The sequence below is a fragment of the Aerosticca soli genome (assembly GCF_003967035.1).
Lineage (GTDB): Bacteria > Pseudomonadota > Gammaproteobacteria > Xanthomonadales > Rhodanobacteraceae > Aerosticca > Aerosticca soli.
Genome location: NZ_AP018560.1, coordinates 1719241 through 1745662, shown reverse-complemented (window position 1 = coordinate 1745662; position 26422 = coordinate 1719241). Strand labels below are relative to the sequence as shown.

18 protein-coding genes and 2 pseudogenes are annotated in these 26422 nt (G+C 67.2%); 12 read left to right on the top strand and 8 right to left on the bottom strand.

Annotated features, from left to right (window positions below; all coding sequences use genetic code 11):
- Positions 1 to 129: 129 nt before the first annotated feature.
- Positions 130 to 345 (top strand): annotated as a pseudogene (locus ALSL_RS13735) (ATP-binding protein); the annotation flags it as partial.
- Between the two features lie 51 nt (positions 346 to 396).
- The gene (locus ALSL_RS08170) at positions 397 to 1437 is read left to right on the top strand and encodes a LacI family DNA-binding transcriptional regulator (RefSeq protein WP_126538151.1); all 1041 of its coding nucleotides are present in this window, start codon (positions 397 to 399) and stop codon (positions 1435 to 1437) included.
- 15 nt (positions 1438 to 1452) lie between these two features.
- Here the strand turns inward: ALSL_RS08170 and ALSL_RS08165 are convergent, their stop codons facing one another.
- The gene (locus ALSL_RS08165) at positions 1453 to 2163 is read right to left on the bottom strand and encodes an alpha/beta hydrolase family protein (RefSeq protein WP_126538149.1); all 711 of its coding nucleotides are present in this window, start codon (positions 2161 to 2163) and stop codon (positions 1453 to 1455) included.
- An 89-nt stretch (positions 2164 to 2252) separates the two neighbouring features.
- Complete coding sequence (locus ALSL_RS08160) at positions 2253 to 3650, bottom strand: GntP family permease (RefSeq protein ID WP_126538147.1); 1398 nt, start codon at positions 3648 to 3650, stop codon at positions 2253 to 2255.
- A gap of 269 nt (positions 3651 to 3919) precedes the next feature.
- Here ALSL_RS08160 and ALSL_RS08155 point away from each other — a divergent pair, with 269 nt between their 5' ends.
- The 3 genes from ALSL_RS08155 (at position 3920) to ALSL_RS08145 (ending at position 10755) form a co-directional block, all read left to right on the top strand.
- A complete protein-coding gene (locus tag ALSL_RS08155; protein ID WP_126538145.1) occupies positions 3920 to 6211 on the top strand; it encodes a TonB-dependent receptor in 2292 nt (763 codons plus the stop codon).
- 88 nt (positions 6212 to 6299) lie between these two features.
- A complete protein-coding gene (locus ALSL_RS08150) occupies positions 6300 to 7337 on the top strand; it encodes an extracellular catalytic domain type 2 short-chain-length polyhydroxyalkanoate depolymerase (protein WP_126538143.1) in 1038 nt (345 codons plus the stop codon).
- Positions 7338 to 7464: 127 nt separating this feature from the next.
- Positions 7465 to 10755: a hybrid sensor histidine kinase/response regulator gene (locus tag ALSL_RS08145; RefSeq protein WP_126538141.1), complete on the top strand. Its 3291-nt coding sequence runs from the start codon at positions 7465 to 7467 to the stop codon at positions 10753 to 10755.
- Between the two features lie 6 nt (positions 10756 to 10761).
- Here the strand turns inward: ALSL_RS08145 and ALSL_RS08140 are convergent, their stop codons facing one another.
- A complete protein-coding gene (locus ALSL_RS08140) occupies positions 10762 to 11415 on the bottom strand; it encodes a response regulator transcription factor (protein ID WP_126538139.1) in 654 nt (217 codons plus the stop codon).
- 96 nt (positions 11416 to 11511) lie between these two features.
- On the opposite strand from ALSL_RS08140, the gene ALSL_RS08135 reads away from it, so the two are divergent.
- From ALSL_RS08135 to ALSL_RS08115, 6 genes and pseudogenes are all read left to right on the top strand, one after another.
- Positions 11512 to 13335 carry a 3-hydroxybutyrate oligomer hydrolase family protein gene (locus ALSL_RS08135; protein ID WP_126538137.1) on the top strand — a complete coding sequence of 608 codons (1824 nt, stop codon included), beginning with the start codon at positions 11512 to 11514 and terminating at the stop codon, positions 13333 to 13335.
- Between the two features lie 169 nt (positions 13336 to 13504).
- A pseudogene (locus ALSL_RS13730) lies at positions 13505 to 13987 on the top strand (TonB-dependent receptor plug domain-containing protein); the annotation flags it as partial.
- Positions 13988 to 14295: 308 nt separating this feature from the next.
- A complete protein-coding gene (locus ALSL_RS08130; RefSeq protein WP_231700194.1) occupies positions 14296 to 16038 on the top strand; it encodes a TonB-dependent receptor domain-containing protein in 1743 nt (580 codons plus the stop codon).
- Positions 16039 to 16170: 132 nt separating this feature from the next.
- On the top strand, positions 16171 to 16680 hold the full coding sequence (locus ALSL_RS08125; protein ID WP_126538135.1) for a peptidylprolyl isomerase: 510 nt from the start codon (positions 16171 to 16173) through the stop codon (positions 16678 to 16680).
- 149 nt (positions 16681 to 16829) lie between these two features.
- On the top strand, positions 16830 to 18050 hold the full coding sequence (locus tag ALSL_RS08120) for a pyridoxal phosphate-dependent aminotransferase (RefSeq protein ID WP_126538133.1): 1221 nt from the start codon (positions 16830 to 16832) through the stop codon (positions 18048 to 18050).
- A gap of 70 nt (positions 18051 to 18120) precedes the next feature.
- Positions 18121 to 19104, top strand: coding sequence for a malate dehydrogenase (locus ALSL_RS08115; protein WP_126538131.1), 984 nt, complete (start codon positions 18121 to 18123; stop codon positions 19102 to 19104).
- A 283-nt stretch (positions 19105 to 19387) separates the two neighbouring features.
- On the opposite strand, the gene ALSL_RS13855 is transcribed toward ALSL_RS08115, so the two are convergent.
- Positions 19388 to 19591, bottom strand: coding sequence for a KGG domain-containing protein (locus ALSL_RS13855; RefSeq protein ID WP_126538129.1), 204 nt, complete (start codon positions 19589 to 19591; stop codon positions 19388 to 19390).
- 293 nt (positions 19592 to 19884) lie between these two features.
- Here ALSL_RS13855 and ALSL_RS08105 point away from each other — a divergent pair, with 293 nt between their 5' ends.
- Positions 19885 to 20895 (top strand): SDR family oxidoreductase, encoded by a 1011-nt coding sequence (locus ALSL_RS08105; protein ID WP_174928834.1) that lies wholly within the window; start codon positions 19885 to 19887, stop codon positions 20893 to 20895.
- 62 nt (positions 20896 to 20957) lie between these two features.
- Here ALSL_RS08105 and ALSL_RS08100 read toward each other — a convergent pair whose 3' ends face one another.
- The 4 genes from ALSL_RS08100 to ALSL_RS08085 all read right to left on the bottom strand — a co-directional run bounded on the left by ALSL_RS08100 (position 20958) and on the right by ALSL_RS08085 (position 26418).
- Positions 20958 to 21212 (bottom strand): KGG domain-containing protein, encoded by a 255-nt coding sequence (locus ALSL_RS08100; protein ID WP_126538127.1) that lies wholly within the window; start codon positions 21210 to 21212, stop codon positions 20958 to 20960.
- A 137-nt stretch (positions 21213 to 21349) separates the two neighbouring features.
- The gene (locus ALSL_RS08095; protein WP_161970945.1) at positions 21350 to 23356 is read right to left on the bottom strand and encodes a hybrid sensor histidine kinase/response regulator; all 2007 of its coding nucleotides are present in this window, start codon (positions 23354 to 23356) and stop codon (positions 21350 to 21352) included.
- 318 nt (positions 23357 to 23674) lie between these two features.
- Entirely contained in the window at positions 23675 to 25204 is a 1530-nt protein-coding gene (locus tag ALSL_RS08090; protein WP_126538123.1) for a DUF1800 domain-containing protein, read from the bottom strand.
- A gap of 5 nt (positions 25205 to 25209) precedes the next feature.
- On the bottom strand, positions 25210 to 26418 hold the full coding sequence (locus ALSL_RS08085) for a DUF1501 domain-containing protein (RefSeq protein WP_126538121.1): 1209 nt from the start codon (positions 26416 to 26418) through the stop codon (positions 25210 to 25212).
- Between the last annotated feature and the right edge of the window lie 4 nt (positions 26419 to 26422).

Sequence of the window (26422 nt, the reverse complement as noted above, 5' to 3'; positions counted from 1 at the left end):
GAGCGCGATCTGGGGCCGGTGGATCTGGAGGGCGTGCGCCGGATCGCCATGGACGAGTTCGCGATCCAGAAGGGCCATCGCTACGCCACCGTGGTGGTCGATGTGGAGCGCAAGCGGGTGCTGTGGGTGGGGCGCGGCGAGACGGTGCTCGCGCAGGCGCTGCTGCCGTTCTATTCGACCAAGCGCAGCGGCACGGGAACCGGCCTGGGCCTGGCGCTGGCGCGCGAGATCGTGGAGGCGCATGGCGGTCGCATCCTGCTGGCCAACCGCGAAGGCGGCGGCCTGCGGGTGAGCCTGCTGCTGCCGCAGCATGGCGCGCGCGAACGCAGGGCTACAATGCCTTGAGTCCGCGCAGATCGAGCCGCGGCAGTTGCCAGGGAGCTTGAGTCCGACGCCATGCGCGAGCGCAGCCGCATCACCTCGTTCGATATCGCCCACCGCGCCGGGGTATCGCAATCCACGGTGTCGCGCGCATTGCGCGGCAGTTCACAGGTCAACGAGGAAACCCGTCAGCGCGTGCTGCGCGCGGTGGCGGAACTCAACTACAAGGTCGACAAGAACGCTTCCAACCTGCGCCGCAAGCACGCCGGCACGCTGGCCCTGCTGCTGTCGGAGGATCCGACCGCCGACGAATCGCACATCAATCCGTTCTTCCTGTCGATGCTGGGCGCGATCACGCGGGCCTGCGCCCAGCACGACTACGACCTGCTGGTTTCCTTCCAGCAGTTCTCGCCCGACTGGCATGCCGACTATGCCGAGGCGCACAAGGCCGACGGCATCATCCTGCTCGGTTATGGCGACTATCTTTCTTATTGCGACAAGTTGCGGCGGCTGGCCGAACGCGGCACGCGCGCGGTGCGCTGGGGCGCGGTGTTGCCGGGGCAGGGCGACGTTTCCATCGGTTGCGACAACCATGCCGGCGGCCGCCTGGTCACCGAGCATCTGCTGGCCCAGGGGTGTCGGCGCATCGCCTTCCTGGGCGACGCCTCCAGCCATTACCCGGAATTCTTCGCCCGGTACTTAGGTTATGCCGAAACCCTGGAGCAGGCCGGCATCACGGTGGATCCGGCGCTGCAGGTCGATGCGGTGAGCACCGAAAGCGCGGGCCAGGCGGCACTCGCCACGCTGCTGGCGCGCGGCGTGGCCTTCGATGCGGTATTCGCTGCCAGCGACCTGATCGCGATCGGCGCCCTGCACGCGCTGGGGGCGCATGGCCTGCGCGTGCCCGCCGACGTCGCCCTGGCCGGCTTCGACGACATCGCCCTGGCCGGCTTCGTCAATCCGCCGCTGACCAGCGTGCTGCAGGATACCCAGCAGGCCGGACGCATCCTGGTCGAGAGCCTGTTGCGGCTGATCCGCGGCGAGCCGGTGGCGAGCACGCTGCTGCCGGTCACGCTCAAGGTGCGCCGTTCCAGCCTGCGCCGCGAAGCCGGCTGAGGCCGTTCGTTTCCCTCATGGCGTGTGCAGCAGGTTGTACTGATCCTGGGCGGTGTACCAAAGCAATGCGTAGTGGCCGTACGGATAGTCCAGGCTGCGCTCCTCGCCGCCGATGCTCGAGGTGTGCACGCCATCGACCAGACACGGGCCGCCATAGCAGTTGATCTCGTCGATCCATGACTTGATCGAATACATGTGCACGCCGAAGCGATGCCCGGCCAGGCCGTCAAGCAATGGGCTGTGGACGGACAGGCCGTAGGCGCCGCAAGTGAGCGTGGCGACGTTGAACGGATAGGTGCCGCATGACCACAGGCCATGCACGGCGCCCGCGATGCCGATGAAGTGGTCCACCCGGTTGGCAACGCCGAGCTTGTCGATCTCACGCATCGCCAAGGTCACGCCCATCGAATGGCCGATGACATCGATGTGGCCGCTGCACGAGTTGCCGAGCGCCTTGTTCAGGGCATCGCGTACAGGCGTTTCCTCGCTGCCCTGATGATCGTTGCAGGCCGCGCACAGCGGGTTGCCCCAGGCTGGCGCGATGATCTGCGTGCTGGCGTAGCCGTGCTGGCGCAGGAGGTCGGTGGTATTGGCAAAATCGCCGGGGCTGCCGGTGTTGCCATGGATCAGCACGACCGTGTTCACGCAGGCGGCGTGCGACATGCCCGTCGCTGCGAGCAGCACGAGCACGGCCAGCCATCCGCTGATGCACTGCCTGACGCACATGCCGTTTCCCCTCACCAAGTTTGGGTTGCCGTGGCGACGAACAGCAAAACCACGCCGCACGGGAGCATCGTCGCTGCGTCGCCGGAGCGCTACACCAGGCCGGTCAGCGAATAGACGGCGATCACCACGAAGACCGCCAGCGTCTTGATCACGGTGACGGCGAAGATGTCGCGGTAGGACTGCCGGTGGGTGAGCCCGGTCACCGCCAGCAGGGTGATCACCGCGCCGTTGTGCGGCAGCGTGTCCATGCCGCCGGAGGCCATCGCCGCCACGCGATGCAGCACTTCCATCGGGATGCCGGCGGCGTGCGCGTTGGCGATGAAGGTGTCGGCCATCGCCGCCAGCGCGATGCCCATGCCGCCGGAAGCCGAGCCGGTGATGCCGGCCAGCGCGGTCACCGTCACCGCCTCGTTGACCAGGGGATTGGGAATCGCGTGCAGCGCGTCGGCGATCAGCTTGAAGCCGGGCAGGGCGGCGATCACCGCACCGAAGCCGTATTCGGAGGCGGTGTTCATCGAGGCCAGCAGCGCGCCGCTCACCGCCGCCTTGCTGCCCTCGGCGAATCGCCGCGTGACCGGACGCCAGGCGAACACGAGCACGCACAGGATGCCGACCAGCAGGGCGCCTTCCACCGCCCAGATCGCCGCCACCTTGGAAACCTCCTGCACCACCGGCGTGGCCTTGCCGACCACGCTCGAGGGAAATGACTGCGTGCTGCCGTAATAGCGCGGGATGAGGTCGGTGAACAGTTTGTTGCACACGCCGACCAGCACCAGCGGCAGCAGCGCGACCAGCGGGTGGGCGAGTTTCTCGCCGCCGGATGTCGCCGGCTCGTTGTCCTGCGTCTCGCCATAGCCTTCGTGGGCGGCCAGTGCCTGGCGCCGGCGCCATTCCAGATAAGCCAGCCCGGCGACGAGGATGAACACCGCGCCCAGCGTGCCGAGCCATGGCGCGGCCCAGGCGTTGGTGCCGAAATAAGCGGTCGGGATGATGTTCTGGATCTGCGGCGTGCCCGGCAGCGCGTCCATGGTGAAGCTGAACGCACCGAGCGCGATGGCGCCCGGAATCAGCCGCTTGGGAATGCCCGACTGGCGGAACAGCTCGGCGGCGAACGGGTACACCGCGAACACCACCACGAACAGCGACACGCCGCCGTAGGTGAGCAGCGCGCAGACCAGCACGATGGAAAGCATGGCGCGGCCGCGACCAAGCAGGCCAATGGTGCCGGCGACGATGGCCCTGGAAAACCCCGAGAGCTCGATCAGCTTGCCGAACACCGCGCCCAGCATGAACACGGGGAAGTACAGCTTGAGAAAGCCGACCATCTTGTCCATGAACAGGCCGGTGAACATCGGCGCGACCAGCGCCGGGTCGGTGAGCAGCACGGCGCCCAGGGCCGCCACCGGCGCGAACAGGATGACGCTGTAGCCGCGATAGGCTGCCAGCATCAGGAAGGCCAGCGCCGCCAATACGATCAGGAACGCCATGGGTCCTTTTCCTCCCCTTCGAGGCACCGCCGGCACGGCGGTGATGGCCGAGTATCCGGCGCCTTCGACCCGTCTTGCATTGTACGAAGGTACAGCTGCCGCGCCGGCGCGGGCTGCCTAAGCTGCATCGCGCATCCCAAGGGGGCTGGAGCAGCCCAGGCAGCGACCACGCCCGCGCAGCCCGCGATCGACAGGGGCCGCGCCGCAGGTCCGTCGCGTCATGCAAGCCGCATCCGGCGAGTCACACACGAACATATAAGGGGAAATCCATGCAACGCACCCATCTCAGTCTGGCCATCGGCCTGGTCATCGGCGTGCTCGGTGCCGCGCCGTTGCGGGCGCAGGACACCGCGCCGGACGCCGCGTCTTCCAAGCCCGGCACGCCCCACGCGGCCGACACCAAGGAACTCGAGGCGATCCAGGTCACCGCGCGTCGGCGCGAGGAATCGATAGAGAAGGTGCCGGTCGCGGTCAGTGCCTTCAGCGAGGAGGACCTGCGCGACCTGCAGGCGATCACCGTCGACGGCCTGCAGGGCGCGGTGCCCAACCTCAATATCGTGCAGGGCCGCGGCTCGTCCTCGGCGGTCAACGTGTTCATCCGCGGCATCGGCCAGCCGGATGCGCTGCAGACCTTCGATCCGGGCGTGGGCATGTACGTGGACGACGTCTACTACTCGCGCATCCAGGGCCAGCTGTTCGACCTGTTCGACGTCGACCACGTGGAAGTGCTGCGCGGGCCGCAAGGCACGCTGTACGGCAAGAACTCGCCGGGCGGCGCGATCAAGATCGTCACCCGCAATCCGTCCGAGACGCCGCAAGGGTCGGTGCAGGCGATGCTCGGCAACTATGGCCGCCGCGAGGGCCAGTTCTATTTCAGCGGCCCGCTGGGCGGCAACGGCTGGTCGGCGTCGATCGCCGGCGGCATCCGTCGCACCGACGGCTACGTCAAGGACCCGGTGACGCACCACAAGTACAACGACGAGGACAACAAGTCGGTGCGCGCCAAGCTGCGCTACCACCCCTCGGAAACCTTCGACGGCACGCTCACCCTCGACTACACCAAGCAGGACACCGAGGCGACGCTGGGCCAGCCGGTGTCGCCGCTGATCCAGACCGACGTCATCTATGGGCCGGTGGTGCTCTATCGCCCCAATCTGGACAAAAAGTACAACTACCGCACGCGCACCTCGTTGCCGCCGGGCGACGGACAGAAGCTTTGGCATTACGGCGCCGGACTCAACCTGAGCTGGAAGCTCGACGATGCGTGGACGCTGAAGAGCATCAGCGCGCTGCGCAAGCTCAAGAGCCATTCGTATCTCGATTTCGACGCCACCCAGTTCCAGATCGCCGATTCGCTGGTCGCCTTCGACCAGAAACAGGTCAGCCAGGAACTGCAGCTGCAGTACGACAACGGTAGCAACCTGCAGGCCGTCTACGGGCTCTACTACATGCACGAAATGGTGCCCTCGCACCAGGAGGCCTACGACGACGACTTGTTCGCGCTCGCCCGCAACAAGATCACCTTCCTGCGCACCATCGACGATGATCTCTCCACGGCGAGCTACGCCGGCTTTGCCCATCTCAACTGGGAGTTCGTGCCGAGCTGGACGCTGGCGGCGGGCGTGCGCTACAGCACCGATGAGAAAAGCTACTACCGCACCACCAGCAGTTTCTGGGGCGTGCCGTTCACGGCCCTCGACGAAACCGTCGCGCTGGACAAGAACAAGCGCTGGCACGCATGGACGCCCACGGTGAGCCTGCAAAAGCAGCTCGATTCGCAGACCATGGTCTACGTGTCGGCCAGCCGCGGCTACAAGTCCGGCGGCTTCAACGGCCGCGCCAACGACCGCAACGAGGCGAAGAATCCCGAGTACTCGCCCGAGTACGTGTGGACTTACGAGCTCGGCCTCAAATGGCGTTCGGCGGACAACCGCTTGCAGGCCAACATGGACGTCTTCCACAGCGACTACAAGGATTTCCAGGCGCGGGTATCGGAAGTCCTGAATCCGGGCACGATGAACCCGACCTTCGCCTTCCCGGTGATCAACGCGGCCAAGCTGCGCATGGACGGCTTCGAGTTCGAAGGCGCGGCGCTGGTGGGCGAGGGCACGCGGCTGTCGGCGCAGGTGGGCTATCTGGATGCCCGCTATGGCCGCTTCGAAGATCACCGGCTGGACCCGACCGACCCGCAGTACAACCCGCACCTGCACGACCACGTGCCGTTCTCGCCGAAATGGACCGCGCGGCTGGCGGCGACGCAGACCTTCACCCTGGGCGATGGCAGTGCGTTCACCGTCGGCGCCGACTGGTCCTACCGCACCAAGACCTGGCTCAGCGTGGACAACTACGATGCGCTCAGCCAAAAGGCCTACAGCCTGGTCGGCATGTTCGCCGTGTACGACACCGCCGACGGTCACTGGCAATTCCGTACCGGCGTGCGCAACCTGACCGACAAGGTCTACAAGACCGATGGCCAGGAGTTCTCCAGCGTGGGCAACATCCGCACCGCCTACTACGGCATGCCGCGCAACTGGTACGTCAGCGCCCGCTACAACTTCTAAACCGCCCGCGTCGCGGCCGGCCTCGCGTTTGGGGCAGGCCGCGGCGCGGCGGCGGTCCCATTCTGCCCAACGAAATCCACGCATCCTCATGACCATGCCCCGTTTCCTGCGCGCGCTCGCGCCGGGTTTGCTTTTCCTCTGCGGCCTGGCCTCGGCCGGCGAAGCCCCGCCATTGCCGTCACTCAAGGTCGATGCCTCGCGTGTGGCGGTGGCGGGGCTGTCCTCCGGCGCCTACATGGCCACGCAGGCACAGCTGGCTTATCCGGAGCTCTTCCACGCCGCCGCGCTGGTGGCCGGCGGCCCTTACGGCTGCGCCGAGGGTGATCTGAAAATTGCCTTGACCCGCTGCATGAAAGGCGAGCCGCCCCCGGACGTCCGCAAGCTGGTGGACGAGGCGAAGGCGCGTTCGGCACAAGGGCGCATCGGCCCGCTCGATGCGCTTGCCGGCGACCGGGTCTACGTGCTGCATGGCCGGCTCGACACCGTGGTGGCGCCGACGGTGGCGCATGCGGCGGCCGAGTTCTACCGCACCCTGCGCCAGGAGCTGCCTGCGCTGTCCGGCCTGCACGTGAGCGAGGACGCCGAGCGACCGTTCGCGCACAACCTGCCGGTCGTGGGCCGCGGCGAGGATTGCGAAAAATCGGTGCCGCCGTTCCTCGGGCATTGCGGTTTCGATGCCGCCGGCGCGATCTTCGCCGCGCTCTACGGCAAGCCGCCGCACGAGGCCGACACCCAGGCTCGCGGCGAGTTGCGCCGGTTCGACCAGGACGCGCTGCGCCCGGACGGCGCGGACGCCTATCTGGCCGACGAGGGCTATGTCTACCTGCCGCCGAGCTGCCTCGCCGGCGCCCGCTGCGGCGTGCTGGTCGCCCTGCACGGGTGCAAGCAAAACGCCGGCGCGGTGGGCCAGGCCTTCGTGCGCGATGCCGGCTTCAATCGCTGGGCCGATGCCTACGACGTGGCGGTAATCTACCCGCAGACGCGCGCCAGCCTGGCGCCCTTGAATCCGCAGGCATGCTGGGACTGGTGGGGTTATTCGGGAGCCGACTACGACACGCGCCAGGGCGTGCAATTGCGCTGGCTGCGCGCGGCCCTGCAAGCGCTCGGCGGGCCGGCCGCCCGTTGAGCCCCGTCGCGGCGTCCGCGACCGGACGGACGCCTTCCCGCGCCGGGATGCGGGCGCCGCGACGTTGCGCAAGCATCGCCGCGATCCCCCGCCAGGGGCACGCCTGCCCGCGCGACGGAGACGGGTCATGCTGAACACCGGCGTCATCGTCCTGGCGGCGGCCTGCTGGCTCGGACTGCTGTTCGGGGCCGCGGTCTTCGGTGAGCGCCGTCCGCACGTGTTCGAGCGGCGCTGGGCGATCGTCTATGCGCTTTCGCTGGCGATCCACTGCACCTCGTGGACGTTCTACGGCACGGTGACCCAGGCCAGTCGTTCGGGCTGGTGGCTGCCACCGACCTTCGTCGGCGCGATCCTGATGTACCTCCTCGCCGTCGAGGTATTGGGCCGGATGGCCGAACTGGCCCGCGAATACAACGCCGGCTCGCTCGCCGATCTGATCGCGGTGCGGCTCGGACGCCATGCGGGACTCGCCGCGCTCGCCACCGCGGTGGTGGTGATCGGCATGGTTCCGTACATCGCGCTGCAGCTCAAGGCGGTGGCGATGAGCTTTGCCATGCTGCGCCACGGCCAGCTCACCGAGGCTGCGCCCTGGCAGGACAGCGCGCTCTACGTCGCCCTGCTGATGGCGCTCTTTGCGATGCTGTTTGGCACCCGGCGCGCCTCGGCGATGGCGCACAACCGCGGGCTGGTGCTGGCGATGGCGTTCGAGTCGCTGTTCAAGCTCGGCGCGATGCTCGCCCTCGGCAGCCTGCTGCTGGCGCCGCGGCCGGCCGCCTTGCCGGTACCGCCGACGCCCCACGACGCCAGCGGTTTCCCGGCACTGATCCTGCTCGGCGCGCTGTCGATGTTCACGCTGCCGCACCAGTTCCATGCCGGCATGGTCGAGTGCCGCGACAGCCGCCACGTGCGCACCGCCCGCTGGCTGTTCCCGGCCTACATGCTGCTGATCTCGCTGCCGATCCTGCCGCTGGCGCGGCTGGGCGATGCGTGGCTGTTCCCGGCCGGCGTGCCTTCCGATCTCTACGTGCTGGCGCTGCCGATGGCACGCGAGCAGTACGGCCTGGCGCTGCTTGCCTTCCTGGGCGGCTTGAGCGCGGCGACCAGCATGGTGGTGGTGGCCACGCTCGCACTCAGCCTGATGGTGGCCAACCATTTCATTTCCCCGCTGCGCGTGCGTGCCGGCTGGGGACGCGCCGACGGCGGCGACCTGCGCGGCACGGTGCTGAACCAGCGCCGGCTGGTGATCCTGGTGGTGATCCTGCTCGCCTGGTGGTACAGCCGCGTGCTCGGCCGCAACGATGCGCTGGCCGACATCGGCGGCCTTTCGTTTTCGGCCCTGGCCGGACTCGCGCCGGCGCTGCTGGTGGCGGTGTACCGGCCGCAGATCGGCCCGCGCGCGGTGGCGGCGGGGTTGCTCGCCGGCACACTGATCTGGCTCTACGCATTGCTGCCCGGCCTGTGGCCGGCGCTCCATGACGCACCGCCGCCGATCTGGCTGGTCCGCGCCGATTTTCTCGGGCTGGAATCGTGGAGCCCGCTGGGCCGCGCGGTCGCCCTCAGTTTGACCGGCAACGTGGCGGTGATGCTGCTGGTGGCGCGCTCGCGCTATGGCCGGCGGCGGCGCGAAGGCGGGGTGGGGGCGATCGGCAGTGCGGAGCTGCGCGCGCTGGCCGCGCGTTTTCTGCCGGCCGAGCGGGTGGATCATCTGCTTGCGCTGTCACCCGGCAGCGACGTGGCGGCGCCCGGCGAGGTCGCCGCGGTGGAGCACGAGCTCGCCGCCGTGATCGGCGCGGCTTCCGCCCGACTGCTGCTCGAGGTGGTGCAGCAACAGGGCCGCGCTCAGCTCGACACGGTGGCGGCGATCGTCGATGAGGCCGCGCAGGACCTGCGCTTCAACCAGCGCGTGCTCGAGGCGGCGCTCGAGAACATGAGCCAGGGCATCTGCGTGGTCGACGCGCAGCTGCGCGTGGTGGCCTGGAACCGGCGCTATGCCGATCTGTTCGCCTATCCGCCGGGCCTGCTCCAGGTCGGCCGGCCGGTGGCCGAACTGACCCGCTGCATCATTGCCCGCGGCCTGCTCGGCCCCGGCGAAGTCGACGCCCGCGTCGAGCGGCGACTGGCCCACATGCGCGCCGGCACCCGGCATCTTTCCGAGCGCCGCCTTGCCGACGGCACCATCGTCGAGATCCGCGGCAACCCGATGCCCGGCGGCGGTTTCGTCGCCACCTTCACCGATGTCACCGCCTTCCGCCAGGCCGAGCAGGCGCTCAAGGCCGCCAACGAAACCCTCGAGCTGCGAGTGGCCGAGCGCACCCGCGCGCTGGCCGAGGCCAGCGCCGCCGCGCAACGCGCCAACGAGGCCAAGAGCCGCTTCCTCGCCGCGGTCAGTCACGACCTGATGCAACCCCTGCATGCTGCGCAGCTGTTCGCCCACAGCCTGGCCGCGCACGGCGCCGAGCCGACGACCGTCCGCCATCTCAACGGCGCGCTGACGGCGACCGAAGGGCTGCTCGCCGGCCTGCTCGACATGGCCCGGCTCGAGGGCGGCCGGCTGCATCCGCAACGCCGTGCCTTTGCGCTGGCCGAGATCTTCGAACCGCTGGCGGCCGAGTTCCGCGTGCTGGCCGGCGACCGCGGCGTTCGGCTCGACGTGGTGGCCACCCGCCTCTGGGTGCAGTCCGATCCGCAGCTGCTGCGCCGCGTGCTGCAGAACTTTCTCTCCAATGCCCTGCGCTACAGCGAGCGCGGTCGCGTGCTGCTCGGCGTGCGTCGCCGGCGCGACGCCGTGCGGATCGAAGTGTGGGACACCGGCCCGGGCATCGCGGCGGAGGAACGGCGGCTCATCTTCGAGGAGTTCCGCCGCGGTCGTGCCGCCGGCGGGCAGGGACTGGGGCTTGGCCTGTCCATCGCGCAGCGGGTGGCGCGGTTGCTCGGCCATCCGTTGACGCTGCGCTCCTGGCCGGGGCGCGGCAGCGTGTTCGCCATCGAAGTGGCCAGCGCCCGGGCCCTGGCGATGCCGTCTCCGCCCGTGGTGCGGCCCGAGCCCGTCCATGCGGGACGGGCGCTGGTGCTGGACAACGAGCCGGCGGCCCTCGTCGCGCTCTGCGGCCTGCTCGCCGACTGGGGCTGGCAGGTGCACGCCGCGCGCGACGCCGGACAGGCGCTCGCGGTGCCATGGACCCCGGATCTGTACCTGCTCGATTACCACCTCGACGGCGGCCGGACGGGGCTGGACGTGCTTGCCGCCCTGCGCCGCCGGCATGGCGAGGTGCCGGTCATCCTGCTCACCGCCGACCGCGACGGGGACTTGCGCCAGCGGCTGCAGGACGGCGGCGCGCTGGTGCTCTACAAACCGCTGAAGCCGCTCGCGCTGCGGCAGGTGCTGCAGCGCATCGCCGTGCGCGGCGTCGCGGTGTGAAGCGTTTCAGTCGATCGACGATTCCAGCGCCAGCGACTTGAGCAGTACGCCGGCCTGGGTCCGGTTGCGCACGCCGAGCTTTTCGAAGATGGCGGTGACGTGCGCCTTCACCGTGCGCTCCTGGATGCCCAGCCGGTCGGCGATCTGCTTGTTGAGCAGCCCTTCGCCGAGCAGGGCGAGCACGCGGTACTGCTGCTCGGTGAGTCGGGCCAGGCGCGCGGCGAGAGCGAGATCGTCAGGGTCGGTCTTGATCGAGTCCAGCGCCCGCGCCAGGCCCTCGGGAAGCCAGGTGCCGCAGTCGAGCACGGTGCGGATGGCCGCGCCGATCTCGTCCGGATGGGCGCTCTTGGGAATGAAGCCCGCCGCGCCGTGGTCGAGCACGCGGCGTACCACGCGCGGCTCGTCGTGGGCCGAAACGACCAGTACGGCCACGCCGGGGAACTGGCCACGCAGCGCGGCCAGGCCCGAGAGGCCATGACTGCCCGGCATGCCCAGGTCCAGCAGCACGAGGTCGATGTCCGGCATCGCCTGCAGCGTTGCGATCGCCTCGCCGAGCGTGCCCGCTTCGGCAAGCAGGCAAGCGGGGACGGCCACGCGGGCCGCCTGGCTCAGGGCGGCGCGAAACAGTGGATGGTCGTCGGCGATCAGCAGCGTGGGCATTTCCGTCACGGTAGCGCGGCATCATCGGCAGCGTCGAGCGCCGATATGGAACTTTCGTACGATGGCACACTGCCGATGGTCGGCTAGGGTACGCGGATGACCCGTCTGCGCCCCCTGCTGTTCGTCATCGCGCTGCTCGCCGGCACGGCGGCCGCGTCCGCCGAGGAGAAACGCATGTCCACACCGGATTTCGTCCGCGGCCCCGTGAGGGTCACCGAACATCGGCAGGGGGACGATCTCTTGAGCGCCGGCCTCGGCCTGACCGGACTTGCCGGTCTGCCGGTGCCTTTTTTCGATCCGCTGCATCCGACCCCGGCTGAACTGCGCCGGCGGGCGATCCAGAGTAGCTGGAAAGGCATCGCCGACCTCGGCCCGCTCGGCGGCTATGGCCGCGTCTATGGCGCGGTGCCGAACGTGCCCGGGCGCGAATATCAGGCCTTCGCCTGGCTGCCCGGCGCACGCTCGCCGCATCGCGTCCTGCTGCAGCTGCCCGATGCCTTCGACACCCGACGGCGCTGTCTGGTGGTGGCCGCCTCATCCGGTTCGCGCGGCATCTATGGCGCGATCGCGCTGGCCGGCGCCTGGGGGCTGCCCCGGGGCTGTGCCGTGGCCTATACCGACAAGGGTACCGGCGCGGGCTATTTCGACTATGCCGACGACAGTGGCGTGGCGCTGGACGGCACCCGTGCCCATCGCGGCGAGACGACGCTGGAGTTCGAGCCGCCGCCGGCGCCGCGCGAGACCGGCATCGCGGTCAAGCACGCGCATTCGGGCGACAACCCGGAGGCCGACTGGGGCCGCCACGTGCTGCAGGCCGCGCGCTTCGGGCTGTCCATGCTCGACCGTGCCTATCCGGCGCTGGCTCCGTTCACCGCCCAAAACACCCGCATCATCGTCACCGGCATCTCCAACGGCGGCGGCGCGGCGCTGCAGGCTGCGGGCCTGGACGATGACGGCCTGTTCGCCGGCGTCGTCGCGCTGGAGCCCAACGTGCACGTGCCAGGGCAGGGTCGCGCGCTCTACGACTACGCCACCGAGGCGGCGCTGTATCTGCCTTGCGCGCTCGGCGATGCGCGTTTCGACGACGTGCCGTTCGCCCGCGCGCCAGGCACCCAGGCCTGGCCGCTGCGCTGCGCGGGCCTGCACGCCCGCGGCCTGCTCGAGGGCAGCCTGCCCGCCACGCAGGCGGCGCAAGCCTACGCGCGTTTGCGCGCCCACGGCTGGGAGGAGCCCGTGATCCGGACCGCCGCCGCCAGCACGGCCTTCGACCTGTGGCGGGCGATCGCTGCCGCCTATGCCTCGGCCTATCTGCGGCGCGGCCCGAGGGACATGCCCTGTGGTTTCCGCTATGCCGCGGTCGGTGCCGGCGGATTGCCCGGCGAGGCCGACCCGGCCACCCGCGCGTCCTGGTGGGCCGACGGCTCCGGCATCCCGCCGGGCAACGGCATCGGCCTTTACGGCGGTGCCGACTTCGACATGGACCCGATGCTTTCGGGACTTTTGTGTCTGCGCGCCCTGTGGGAAGGCGACACGGCCCAATCCCGCGCCCTGCACGAGGCGATCGCAGCCACCACCGTGCGGCTGCCGCGCCCATCGCTGCCGCTATGGGTGTTGCACGGCGCCGACGACGGCCTGCTGCCGGCGGCTTTCACCTCCGATGCCTACGTGGCCTGGTTGCACCGGGAAGGACGCGCGCCGCTGTACTGGAAGATTCCCCACGCTCAGCATTTCGACGCCTTCCTGTCGCTGCCCGGTTTCGGCGAGCGACACGTGCCGCTCCTGGCCTATGGCTATGCCGCCCTCGACCGGCTGTGGGCGCACCTTTATGAAAGCCGCCCCTGGCCTGCCGAAGTGCCGGTCCCCGCTGCCCGGCCGCGTGGCGCCGGTGCATTGGAACGCGCCACCCTCGATCTGCCCTGAAAACCACAGGGCTATGGCTGGCGACGCATGTTGCCCCGCAACATGAGGGTCGGCGCATGCCCCGGTAAAAAGCCCATGGTGCGCCGTCCAGACGGTGCGCCCACAGGGGCAAGGCGCTTCCCAAGACGGGATGCGTGTCTTGCATTGGCGCAGATGAGGGAAGGGAACCATGGCAAAACACAAGAAAATGGCGCTCGTCGTCGCGATCCTGGCGGCCCTGGGCACGGGCAGAGGTGTCGCACAGGACCGCACGGCTCAGGCAAAGCCGGCGCCAGCGCAAAAGGCCGCGACCGACACACCCAAGGCGGATGCGGCAACGGCCAAAAATCTCGACCAGGTGGTCGTCACCGGCAACACCTCCGCAGGCGGTCTGCGCAAGATCGACGCCAGCTACACGGTGACCACCGCGACGGCCGAGCAGATCAAGAGGGCCAATCCCAAAAGCACGGCCGATCTGCTCAAGATCGCGCCCGGCCTGTGGCCGGAAGCCACTGGCGGACAGACCGGTGCCAACATCGAGATCGCCGGCTTTCCAGGCGGCGGCGATGCGCCTTTCTTCACCACGCAGGTCATGGGCTCGCCGCTGTATGGCATGCCGACCCTGTCGTTTTTCGAGACCACGTCGATTTTCCGGCTGGATGACACCGTCGACCGCGTGGAAATCGTCCAGGGCGGGCCGTCCGTGGTCTTCGGCGACGGCCAGATCGGTGCCACCGCCAATTTCATTCTCAAGACCGGTACGGACGTGCCCCACGGCAGTCTGGGCGTCACCTATGGCGATGAAAACCTGCGTCGTATCGACGGCTTCCTGGGGTTTCCGATCGCCAACAACTGGTTCGGCAGCATCGGCGGCTTCTGGCGCGATTCCGACGGCGTGCGCGATCCGCAGTTCCCGGCGGACAAGGGCGGGCAATTCACCGCCACGCTGAGTCATGACAGCGACAACGGCACGATGACGCTGTGGGCCCGGCAGTTGAACGACCGCAACCAGTTCATCACGCCGATTCCGTTGATTCAGAAGGGAACCCACGAATTCCACTCGTACCCCGGTTTCGATCCCTTGACGGATACCTATTACGGCAAGGAACTCCAGCACGTTCACTTGCCCGGTTATCCAGGGGGCGGCACCGACGCCAATCTGGCCAATGGGCGCGGCGCCAAGTTCAGCTTTTTCGGGGCAATTTCGACTACGATCTCGGCGACGGCTGGAGTCTTTCCGACAAGTTCCTCGTGGATGGCGGTGACGCCGACACCAATGCACTGTTTTCGGGTACCAATCCGGGCAGCCTGAACGACATGCTCTATACCAGCAATGCCAGCATGGGGGCGTTCAATCTGCCGATGGGATCGGCTCAGGCCACCTATGTCAAGGGCGGCGGCGCGGTGGACCCGAATCAGAGCGTCATTCATCAGGGATGGTGGCACATCCACAAGCACCTCAAGAACCTGAGCAATGAATTCCGGCTCAGCAAAGAGCTTTTCGAGGGCAACACGCTGACCGGCGGCGTTTATCTGGCGCACTACGAGATGGACGACAAATGGGCGCTGGGCAACCAGATGCTCATGACCAATACGCCGCATGCGCGGCCTATCCAGGTGAGTTACGTCCAGAACGGCCGCACCTATTACCTGACCGATGGCCAGGGCCTGCTCGACTACGGCGGCTACAACATTGCCGAACACGGCAATGCCAACAACAAGGTCTTTTATCTTTCGGACGTGTGGCGCATCGGGCGCTGGCTGTTCGATCTTTCCGGACGCATCGAAAACCAAAATGCCACCAACGATGTATGCAATCTCAGCAACGTCAATCTGGATGGCCGTGACGAAACCCTCTACGACAACGCGGTACCGGTTTGCAACGGCACCTATGCCCATACGCGTTACGACAAGACCCATCCCTCATGGACACTCGGCATCAATTATGAATTGGCCGACAACATGAGCGTCTATTTCCGTGCCAACAAGGGTGCGCATTTCGGGGACTTCGACAATGCCATCCGTGGCTATACCACCGGCAATACCGCGCCCCTGCAGAAAATCCAGAACTTCGAAGGCGGCTTCAAATATCAATCGGAGCTGATCTATGCGGACATCAGCGTCTACCACCGGCAATTCAACGGCCTGGTGTATCAGCCCACCGACAGCCAAGGCGTCCCGGTTGGGCAGCCATCGCTTTACGGCTCAGACTCGAAGGGCGTCAACCTGACCGGATCGATATCGCCATTCAAGAACTTCAAGGTGCAGCTGGTGGGCAATTATCTGGATGGCCATTATTCGCACAACAACTCCTGCTTTCTCTACACCGATCTCGTGACCGGCAGCAGTCAATGCATCCGTATCAACGGAAAGCCGCTGCAACGCCAACCCAAAGTGCGCTATGCGGTGACGCCGAGCTATCTGCTCCCCTTCGCCTGGGGCGACATCACCGCCTATGTCACCTTCACCCACGTCGGCCCGCATACCCAGGACCAGTCGGCCTTGCAGCAGCTGGGTACTTACAGCACCTGGGATTTCGGTCTCATCGCCCACGTTCAGGATCACTGGCAGATCAGTCTGCAGGGCACCAACATGACCAATGAGCTCGGCCTTACCGAGAGCAATTCGCGCATCTTCGGCACGGCGGCCGGCACCGATGGCGTGATTCTGGCCCGCCCCCTGGAAGGGCGTGAAGTCAACCTGCAGGTCAAGTATCTGTTCTGATCTTGTGCCTGCCTCCGGGGCGCTGCGGCATGCCCCGGAGGCAGGGCGCGTCATGGTCCGCGTTCCAGCCATGACGCAGCGGCTTGGCATGCACTACGCTCTTGGACCTTTTTTGCGTCGAGAGACCTTCGCATGAGCCTGACCGTCACCCTGCGCACCTCACGTGGCCCGATCCGCCTTCGTCTGCACGAGGACAAGACGCCGGTCACGGTGGCAAACTTCGTCAACCTCGCCCGTCGCGGCTATTACGACGGCTTGACCTTCCATCGCGTCATCGCCGACTTCATGATCCAGGGCGGCTGTCCACTGGGCACCGGGACCGGCGGTCCGGGTTACAAGTTCGAGGACGAGTTCCATCCGTCGCTGCGCCATGACAAGCCCGGCGTGCTTTCCATGGCCAATGCCGGACCGCGCACCAACGGCAGCCAGTTCTTCATCACCCACGTGGCCACGCCGTGGCTGGACGGCAAGCACAGCGTCTTCGGCGAGGTGCTGGACGCGAACGACCAGCGCGTGGTCGACGCGATCCGCCAGGGCGACGTAATCGAGTCGATCGACATCGAAGGCGACGTCGAGGCCTTGCTGGCCGCACAGGCCGAGCGCATCGCCGCCTGGAATGCCACGCTGGACGCGCGCGGCTGAGCGTCCGGCCGGGGTTCATCGAGGTGCGCGGCCGGTGCGGGGTGCGTCCCTGCTTGGTCCGTCCGCGCCTCGTGGCCTCGGCGGCGATGCTGCAATGCCGCGTGCTAACATCGCCGACCGACGTCACCCCGTTTCGATCGAGTTCAAGCATGCCCCAACTCGCCAAGCGCGTCGGCCGCGCCAAGCCCAGCGCGATCATGCTCATCGCCGAGAAGGCCAAGCAGCTCAAGGCTTCCGGGCGCGACATCATCAGTTTCTCGATCGGCGTACCCAATTTCCTGCCCGGCGAGCATGTCTACGCCGCCGCGCGCGAGGCGCTCTCGCACGACTCGGGCCAATACGGCAGCAATCGCGGCGCCGAGGCGCTGCTCGATGCCTTCCTCGCGCACATCGAGGCGCTGGGCTTTGCCGGCTATGGGCGGGAGCACCTCGCCACCGGTGTCGGCGCCAAGCAGGTGCTCTACAACCTGGCCGAGGCACTGCTCGACGAGGGCGACGAAATCGCCTTCGCCGCGCCGTTCTGGACCACCTACCGTGACATCGCCGACATCGTCGGGGCGCGCAGCCACATCCTCCACTGCGGGCAGGATCAGCACTACAAATTGCGCCCCGAGCAGCTGGACGCCGCGCTCGCCCGGCGCCCCAAGGTTTTCCTGTTCAACAACCCTTCCAATCCGACCGGCATGGTCTACACGCGCGAGGAAATCGCCGCGCTCGCCGACGTGCTGGTGCGCCATCCGGATACCTGGATCATCACCGACGACATCTACAACGCACTGGTGTTCGATGACCTGGGCTATCACAACTTCGTGTTCGCAAGGCCGGAGCTCAAGGAGCGGCTGATCTTCGTCGACTCGCTGTCCAAGACCTACGGCATGCCCGGCTGGCGGGTGGGATTCATGGCCGGCCCGCAGGAGGTGGCGCGCGCGGTCACCACGCTCAACTCGAGCCACATCACCAGCCTGCCCGAGGTGGTCACCGCAGCGGCCATCGCCGCGCTCACCGGCCCACAGGACATCCCGCGCGCCAAATGCGCGGAGTTCGCCGCGCGCCGCGACACCGTGCTCGCCGCCCTGGCGCGCATTCCGGGCATGCAGTGCCCGCGACCGCAGGGCGCGTTCTATGTTTTTCCAGACATCTCCTTTGCCTTCGGCAAATACCATCGCGAGCGATCGATCGAAAACGACGTCGCCTTTTGCGCCGCGCTGCTGGAAACCCATGGCGTGGCCTGCGTGCCGGGCTCGGCCTTCGGCGAGCCGCGGGCGATGCGCATTTCCTATACCTGTCCAGCGGCGCAGCTCGAGCCCGGCCTCGAGCGCATCCGCGATTTCGTCGCCGAACTGAGCGATCGCGCCGACCGGCATGCCTGATGCTCGCCGGCATGCCTGCCCGCGTGCCTTTTTGCGTCATTTCCCCTGAGAGTCGTCAAGGAGTCATCCCATGAAAGCTCCCGTTCGAGTCGCCGTCACCGGTGCCGCCGGCCAGATCGGCTACGCGCTTCTCTTCCGCATCGCCGCCGGTGACATGCTCGGTCCCGATCAGCCAGTGATCCTGCATCTGCTGGAAATCACGCCCGCGCTGGGCGCGCTCAACGGCGTGGTGATGGAACTCAACGACTGCGCCTTCCCGCTGCTCGCCGGCGTGGTCGCCACCGACGACGTCAACGTCGCCTTCAAGGACGTGGACTACGCACTCCTGGTCGGCGCGCGTCCGCGTGGCCCGGGCATGGAACGCAAGGACCTGCTGGAAGCCAACGGCGCCATCTTCGCCCCGCAGGGCAAGGCGCTGAATGCGCATGCCAAGCGTGACGTCAAGGTGCTGGTGGTCGGCAACCCGGCCAACACCAACGCGCTGATCGCGCAATCCAACGCACCGGATCTGGACCCGCGCCAGTTCACCGCGATGGTGCGGCTGGACCACAACCGCGCGCTCTCGCAGCTCGCCGAAAAGACCGGCAAGCACACCACCACGATCAAGAAAGTGATCATCTGGGGCAACCACAGCTCCACCCAGTATCCGGATCTGCACCATGCCACCGTGGATGGCAAGCCGGCGCTGAGTCTGGTCGACCAAGCCTGGTACGAGCAGGAGTTCATCCCGACCGTGCAGCAACGCGGCGCGGCCATCATCAAGGCACGCGGCGCCTCGTCGGCGGCATCGGCGGCGTCCTCGGCGATCGACCACATGCGCAGCTGGGCGCTCGGCACGCCGGAGGGCGACTGGGTGTCGATGGCGGTGCCGTCCGACGGTTCCTACGGCATCGCCCCGGGCGTCATCTACGGCTATCCGGTGACCTGCAAGAACGGCCAATACAGCATCGTCCAGGGACTGGAGATCAATGCGTTCTCGCGCGCGCGCATGGATGCCACCGACAAGGAACTGCGCGAGGAGCGTGCCGGTGTCGAGCATCTGTTCGCGCGCTGACCGTCGCGTCCGATGAGCTTGCGAAGGCGGCTGCGGCCGCCTTCGTCATGTCTGGCGTTCGCTCAAAGCCGCGACAGCCGATTGCGAGTTCTGATGCACGCCTCCGTTCTTGCCGAGGTGCTTCCAGAAGGTTTGCGACCTGCGTATCGGAACGCGCCTTCCTATCCGCTATCGAAGCCCTGCGATGACGTGTGGAAAGGCACGGACACAAAGCCGGCACGCCACCTGGAGGTGACGTGCCGGCGGGGTGGAACGGCTTGGGTTTTGGCGAAGGCGGACTACATCAACTGTTCTTGTGGCTCTGCTGGCCCGCCTTGACGTGCTGCTCGTGCGAGGCATGGTCGCCGCCGCCCTTGCGGCCGGCTTCCACATGCTGCTCATGGGAAGCATGGTCACCGCCACCCGCCTTGCCGCCCTTGGAGGCGATTTCGCGCTGCTTTTCAGGATCCATGGAAGCAAAACCGCGCTTGCTGTTGTCGTTGGTCATGGTTGGCTCCTGTCGTGCTAGTGAGCGAAGAATGTCAAAGACCCGATGCGTCTGCCGTCGCGGTTCTTCGCCTGGCAGGGTTCCCATTGTCCGGAGAGCACGTTGGAAACCCGTACGGTTCGCGTCAAAGGCTATCGACCTCGCTGAACTCACCCGGGCGTCTGCATGAACGGCCCCATCCGTAAGTTCGTTTCCATGCTCCGTTGACCTCGACTCGACCCGAGCATGGCCAGCATGGGATCTGCAGCGCAGGTGCGCCGCCGATTAGTCCCATCGCGAGCAGGAGTCTTCCCATGGCTTTGAAATCCGGATCCAAAGGTCCGCGCGCCACCAGCGCCACCCGCCGCCAACGCGAGATCCAGACGCAGGTGGAGGCGCAGGACCAACGCAAGCGGGCGACCAAGAAGACCTCGACGGCGAGCGGAAAGACGGCGGTCCAGGCGGGTGCGCGTGCGCATCCGGTCAATCCGTTGCCGCGGCAGCATCAGCACAAACCGGGCCAGGAGAGCGAGCTCAACCCCGCGCCACAGTTCAAGGCGCCGGACTATCGCGGCAGTGGCAAACTCGAGGGCAGGGTGGCCATCGTTACCGGAGCGGACTCGGGCATCGGTCGTGCCGTGGCCGTGCTGTTCGCGCGTGAGGGTGCCGACGTCGGCGTGATGTACCTGGACGAACACGAGGACGCCGAGGTCACGCGAGTCGCCGTCGAGGCGGAAGGCAGGCGCTGTCTGCTCATCGCCGGCGATGTCCGCGACGCGGCATTCTGCAAGCGGGCCGTGCGCAAAGTGGTCAATGCGTTTGGACGTCTGGACGTCCTGGTCAACAATGCCGCTTTCCAGGAACATGCCGACAGTCTGGAAGAGCTCACCGACGAGCACCTGGACATGACCATACGCACCAACCTCTATGGATACTTCCACATGGCGCGTGCTGCGCTGCCTTATCTGGGCGAGGGTTCCAGCATCATCAACACCGGTTCGGAAACCGGGCTCTACGGCAGTGCGAAGCTGTTGGACTATTCGGCGACCAAGGGGGCGATCCACGCCTTTACCCTTGCGCTCGCAAGCAATCTCGTCAAACGCGGCATCAGGGTGAATGCGGTGGCGCCCGGTCCGGTATGGACGCCGCTCAACCCCGCCGACCGGGATGCCGCGGACGTCGAGCAATTCGGCAGCGGCAGCCCGATGGGTCGGCCGGCCCAGCCGGAAGAAATCGCGCCAGCCTATGTGTTTCTGGCCGCGCCGAGCTGCGCGAGCTACATCTCCGGCGTCATTCTTCCGGTGCGAGGCGGACCTCCGGGCTGAGGGAACCTTATGTTCAAAAAAAACGGCACGCCGAGGCGTGCCGTTTTTGCGAAGCCGCACGATCAATCGTTCTTGTGGCTTTGCTGACCCGCCTTAACGTGCTGTTCGTGGCTCGCATGATCACCGCCACCCTTGCGGCCCGCCTCGACGTGCTGCTCGTGGGTCGCATGATCGCCGCCACCCTTGCGGCCCGCCTCGACGTGCTGCTCGTGGGAAGCATGATCGCCACCGCCCGCCTTGCCGCCCTTGGAGGCGATCTCACGCTGCTTCTCAGCATCCATCGAACCGAAACCCCGCTTGCTGTTGTCGTTGCTCATCGCTCGTTTCCTCGCATCAAGGGGATGGAGCGGAGGGGATCTGCGTCTGCCGTCGCATGTGCTCCATCCGGCAGGCTTCCCATTATTCGCAGCTCGCGTCGCGGCATGGTGCTCCCGCCGTCAAGGCGCCACGATGTTCATGAATCGGCGTGTGGGGGCGCGTCGAGAGCGGCGAGATCACCCTGCGGGCCGAGGAGCAGGGCGAGCTTGGAAAGCAGCGCATGCATGTCGAAGGGCTTGACCAGGGTGTGCCAGGCGTTTTCGAGCCGTTCGCGCTGCAACAGTTCACCATCCACGTAACCGGTGGTCAGCAAGACGCGCAGGTGGGAGAAGCGTGTGCGCGCTTCGCGGCAGAGCGCAATGCCATCGAAATCGGGCAGATCGATGTCCGAGATCAATACGTCCATCGCCGCTGCGGTGGCGAGCATGCGCAGCGCCTCTTTTCCGCACGAGGCGGCAAAGACGGTGGCGCCCAGCTGTCGCAGGCGCGTGGCCACGGCCTTGCGTATCGCCTCCTGGTCCTCCACCAAAAGGATGCGCAGGCCTGGCAGCCGCTGGTGCAATTGATGCGGCGGATCCCGCTGCGAGACGGCGCCGGCGGTGATGCATGGCAGACGCAGGATGACCGTGGTGCCCGCGCCGGGCGCGCTCTGGATGTCCACGGCACCGCCATGCTGGGTGGCGAAGTCATGCACCATGGCAAGCCCCAGTCCGGTGCCTTGTCCGCTGGGCTTGGTGGTGAAGAAAGGCTCGAATACGCGCTGGCGGATGTCCTCGCTCATGCCCGGCCCATTGTCGCGCACGCTGATCTCGACCTGCGCACCGTCACCGGACGAGGCCGGCGGGGCCGTTGAAGCCGCCTCGACCAGCCGGCTGGCAATGGCCAGGCGGCCGCGGCCGGCCATTGCGTCGCGGGCGTTGATGGCCAGGTTCAGGATCGCGCTTTCCAGCTGCGCCGCATCGCAGATCATGGGCGGGATACGCTCGTCGACCTCGAGTTCGAGCGTCACGCCGTCTCCGAGGACACGGCCGAGAAGATCGCGCATGGAATGCAGCACGCCGTTGACGGCGGTGTACTGGTCCGTGGGTGATTGCCGACGAGCCAGCTGCAGCAGGCGACGGGTGAGACTGCCGGCACGGATGGCCGTCTCCAGCGCCACCTCGAGATAGCGACGGGTCTGATCGATCGCGCCGCGTTCGAGATAGACGCCGGCGGTTTCGAGCGAGCTGATGATGCCCTGCAGGCTGTTGTTGAAATCGTGCGCGATGCCGCCGGTGAGTTGCCCCAGCGCTTCGAGTCTGTGCGTGTGCACGGCCTGCTGGTCCGCCTCGCGGAGGCGCTGCTCCAGCTGGAGCAGGCGGCTGCGGTCCTGCACGAGCAGGGCAAAGCCGGACAGACGGCCATCCCCATCGTGCACGGCATCGACCTGGATCCGTGCCGGAAACGTGCTGCCGTCGCGACGCATGAAAGTGATTTCGGCCGCGGCCTGGCCGGTGCGCGAGGATTGGTCGAGCAGTTGGCTCGGGATGCCGCGCCCGAGCGCCGTCTCGTCGAAAAACATACTGAAATGGCGGGCGAGTGCATGCTGTGCGCCGTGGCCGCTGAGGCGCTCGATCCCGAGGTTCCAGTCCAGAATGACGCCGTAAGGGTCGAGCATGCACAGGGCATGCTCGGTCAGCGCCTCGGCCAGCAGGCGGAAGCGGCGCTCGTCCGCGCGCCAGTATTCGATGGCACGCCGTCGCGGGCTGTCGTCGACGATGGTCAGCAGATGGCCTTGCCCGCCGTCGCCGAGCGGCCGCAGGGACAGACGCAGATGACGCCGACCGAGATCGCGATGCAAGATCCACCCGGTTTCGAGCCCGAAACCACGCCGGGCCGCGGCGTGCAGCAAACCACGCAGCAGACGCCGTTCCAGCAGGCTGCCCGCATACAAGGCCGGAAAACGCTTGCCCACCAGTAGCTCGACACGGTGCGCGCCCGCCAGGCGCCCCTCGCCTTGGCAGTCGAGGATGCGTCCGTGTCCGTCGATGACGACGACCAGATAATTGATGGCCGCGCACTGGACGCGCTCCGCATCGGAAAGCTCGGCCAGGGCGGCAGCCGGAACGCATGTGTCGCGAGGATGCTGGCGCTGTGGCGTCACGGGCGCACCTGGCGGCGTAGCGGCCTGTTTCCGTCCGCCATGTTCGGCCGTGAGGCGGGACCCGGCAAAAGTCCCGCGCGCGGTGTGGTCATCGCGATCCTCCTGCGCTGCAAGAAGGGCCACCATGGCTGAGTCCGGGTGTCCAAAACGTGATGGCGGCGTATACGCCGGGTCTAGCTGGCGCGAATGCTGGCGATGTGCAGACGGCGCATCGGTGGGATTTTTGCTTCGACGAAAGCCGCGCGGCTGCGATGGAGCTCTCTCTCGCGCCCGCGGCGTGCGCAAGGACGCGTGTCGCCGGATGCCGACTGGCTTTCGTCAGCGCTGGTTGAAATCGGGCGAGGACAGCAGCAGCGCGTTCCATTCCTGCTGCGAGCGCGCCTGTGCGAGTGCCGTGCGCGTGGCGGCGGAAAGATACGGCTCGATCGCCTCGTAGAACAGCGGGCGGGTCAGTAGCGGAAAGCCCGGCTGCGGCTGCGTCGCGCCGGGCGGCGTCATCAGTTGCGGATTCCCGAAGCCGATCGCGTGGGCAATCTCGAAGCGGGTTTCCAGTTGCCCGGAGCTCGACCAGCTGGCGCCGTCCAATGGCCAGCCATCCGGCGTGATGCGGCCGAACAGAGGCTCGCCGAGCTGGTTGAGCCAGTTGACCAACGGTTGTGCGTTGGCGATCGGCTGCCCGTCGTACGCCAGCCGCATCGAGGAGACGACGAACTGGAAGGGATCCTTGAATTTGCCGCCGGCGCTTGCGATGAGTTCGCGCGAGTCGAACAGCGTGCGCAGCACCTGGGCGATGTCGCCGTCGCTGCGCTGGAAGGTGCGTGCCATCGCATCGACCAGCGACGGCGGCGGCTGGTCGGCGACGAAGTACTCGGCGAGCTTGCGCGAGACGAAGCGTGCGCAGGCCGGCTGGCGCATCAGGAGGTCCACGGCTTTTTCGACCTCGTCGAACCCGCTGCCGTGGATGGTCTGGCCGAGCAGTACCTTGTCGCCGAAGTCGTGGCGATTCGGGTTGAACTCGAACAGCCCCTCGCGCACCACCAGCGGCGCCATCTTCGGGCCGAAGTTTTCCGTGTGGCCGTCCACCGGCGCGATGCCGACACCGGTCAGGACGCGCGCCAGCTCCTGCACGTCTTTCTGCGTGTAGCCGGCATCGACGCCGAGCGTATGCAGTTCCATCAGCTCGCGTGCGTAGTTCTCGTTGACGTGGCCCTTGGCGTTCTGCGCGTTGTCGAGGAACTCCAGCATCGCCGGGCTCTTCAAGGTCGCCATCACCAGGTCGCGGAACTTGCCGAGCGCATGCGGCCGGATCACGCGCTCGGCGTAGTCGGCCACTTCCCAGCGGATGCGGCCCTTGGGCGCATATACGCTGAAATGGTTGAGCCAGAACCACACCATTTGTTCCTTCAGCGGATTGGCGCCGTACACCGCGCGCAGCAATTCGGCCTGCTGCGTCTGCTGCGCAAGCTCGTTGCCCTGTTTCTGCCAGGCGTTGCGTGCGTCCACCTTGGCCGGGCCGTCGGGCATCGCCTGGATCTGCTTCTGCGCCTGGGTCATCTGCGCGAGCAGTCGATCCATCGGCGTGTTGATCGCCGGATAGCCGGCGATCAGCGCGGCGATGGCGGGCGGCAGGGCATCGGGTACGCGATCGGCGAGCTGGGCATCGAGCAGGCGTCGCCGGCCTTGGTGTTCGGCATCGGCAAGCAAGGCGCTGTCGAGGTCGAAGCCGTCGCGGCGCAGCCAGGCGATGTCCTTGCGGTCGAGCCGCTCGCCAGCGTGCAATGCGCCCGTCAGCAGCGGTGACGACAGCAGCAGGCCGAGTCCACAAAGGGTGCGGTAGGCGCGGGACATGGGCGTCACACCAGGTGCAGGTCGCGCGGCTTGGCCTGCGGGAACACGGTCTGCACCTGGTCCGCGCTCAGGCCCCACAGCCGCGCGAAGAGGCCCGCATAGACATCGCGATAGTTGTTGAGCACGGGATAGTCGCGGTCTTGGAACAGGTTGGCGCGCGTGACCGCCACCTGTTCGCCGGCGATGCGTCCGCCCGCCACCTTGCCGCCCATCACCCAGTGCACGGTGCCATGTCCGTGATCGGTACCCTTGTCGCCGTTCTCGCGGAAGGTGCGGCCGAACTCGGAGACCACCACGACCACGGTGTCGTTCCAGTCGTTGCCGAGTTCTTCCGCGTAGGCGGCGAGCCCTGCGCCGAGATTGCCGAGGTTGCCCGAAAGCTGGCCGGTGACGCTGCCCTGGTTGACGTGGGTGTCCCAGCCGCCCACGTCGACGAAGCCGAGCCGGTAGCGCTCGCGCATCAGCGCGGCGATGCGCCGCGTCTCGGTGGCGAAGCTGCCGGCGCCCGGCGCGCCGCGACTTGCCGCGACCATTTCCTGTTCGAGGTGGGCAAGGTCGCCCGACACCGTGCGGCGCAGTTCGAGGCCGTCGCTGGCGGCTTGCGCGAGCGGCGTGCCCTGGTACATGCCGGCCAGAATCGCCGACTGGCGCTCGTCGAAGCGCGCCTTGGGATCGCCCTTGAGGGAAATGTTGGGCACGTCCTGGGCGCTGCCCTGGAAGGCGAGCGGCAGGTTGTTGGTGAAGGCGATCGCCGGCACGCCGGTCAGCACCGAGGACAGCCGCGCCAGAAAGCCGGAGCGGTACTGGCCCGCGCCTGCCGGTTCGCCGCGTTCGATGTCGTCCTGGGTTTCGAAATGACTACGCGAAAGATCGTCGGTGCCGGCGAAGGGGATGAAGGCGAGCTGCTGCTTCTGCCACAGCGGATGGAGCGAATCGCGCAGCACCGGGTTGAGACCCCATTGGCCATCGAGTTCCAACGCACTGTTGGGATCGTTCGGATCGGGCTTGGCGATCGCCAGGGACGGACGCGCCTCGTAGTAGAAATCGCTGCTATGGGGAATCAGCAGGTTGTTGCAGTCGTAGCCGCCGCGCAGAAAGACGAACAGCAGGCGCGGCGAGTCGGCCGGTGCGGCAAACAGCTGCGTCGAAAAGGAAAACGCCGGCAAGGCGGCCGCCGCGACGGCGGCATTGCGCAGGAATTGGCGACGGTTCATGGCG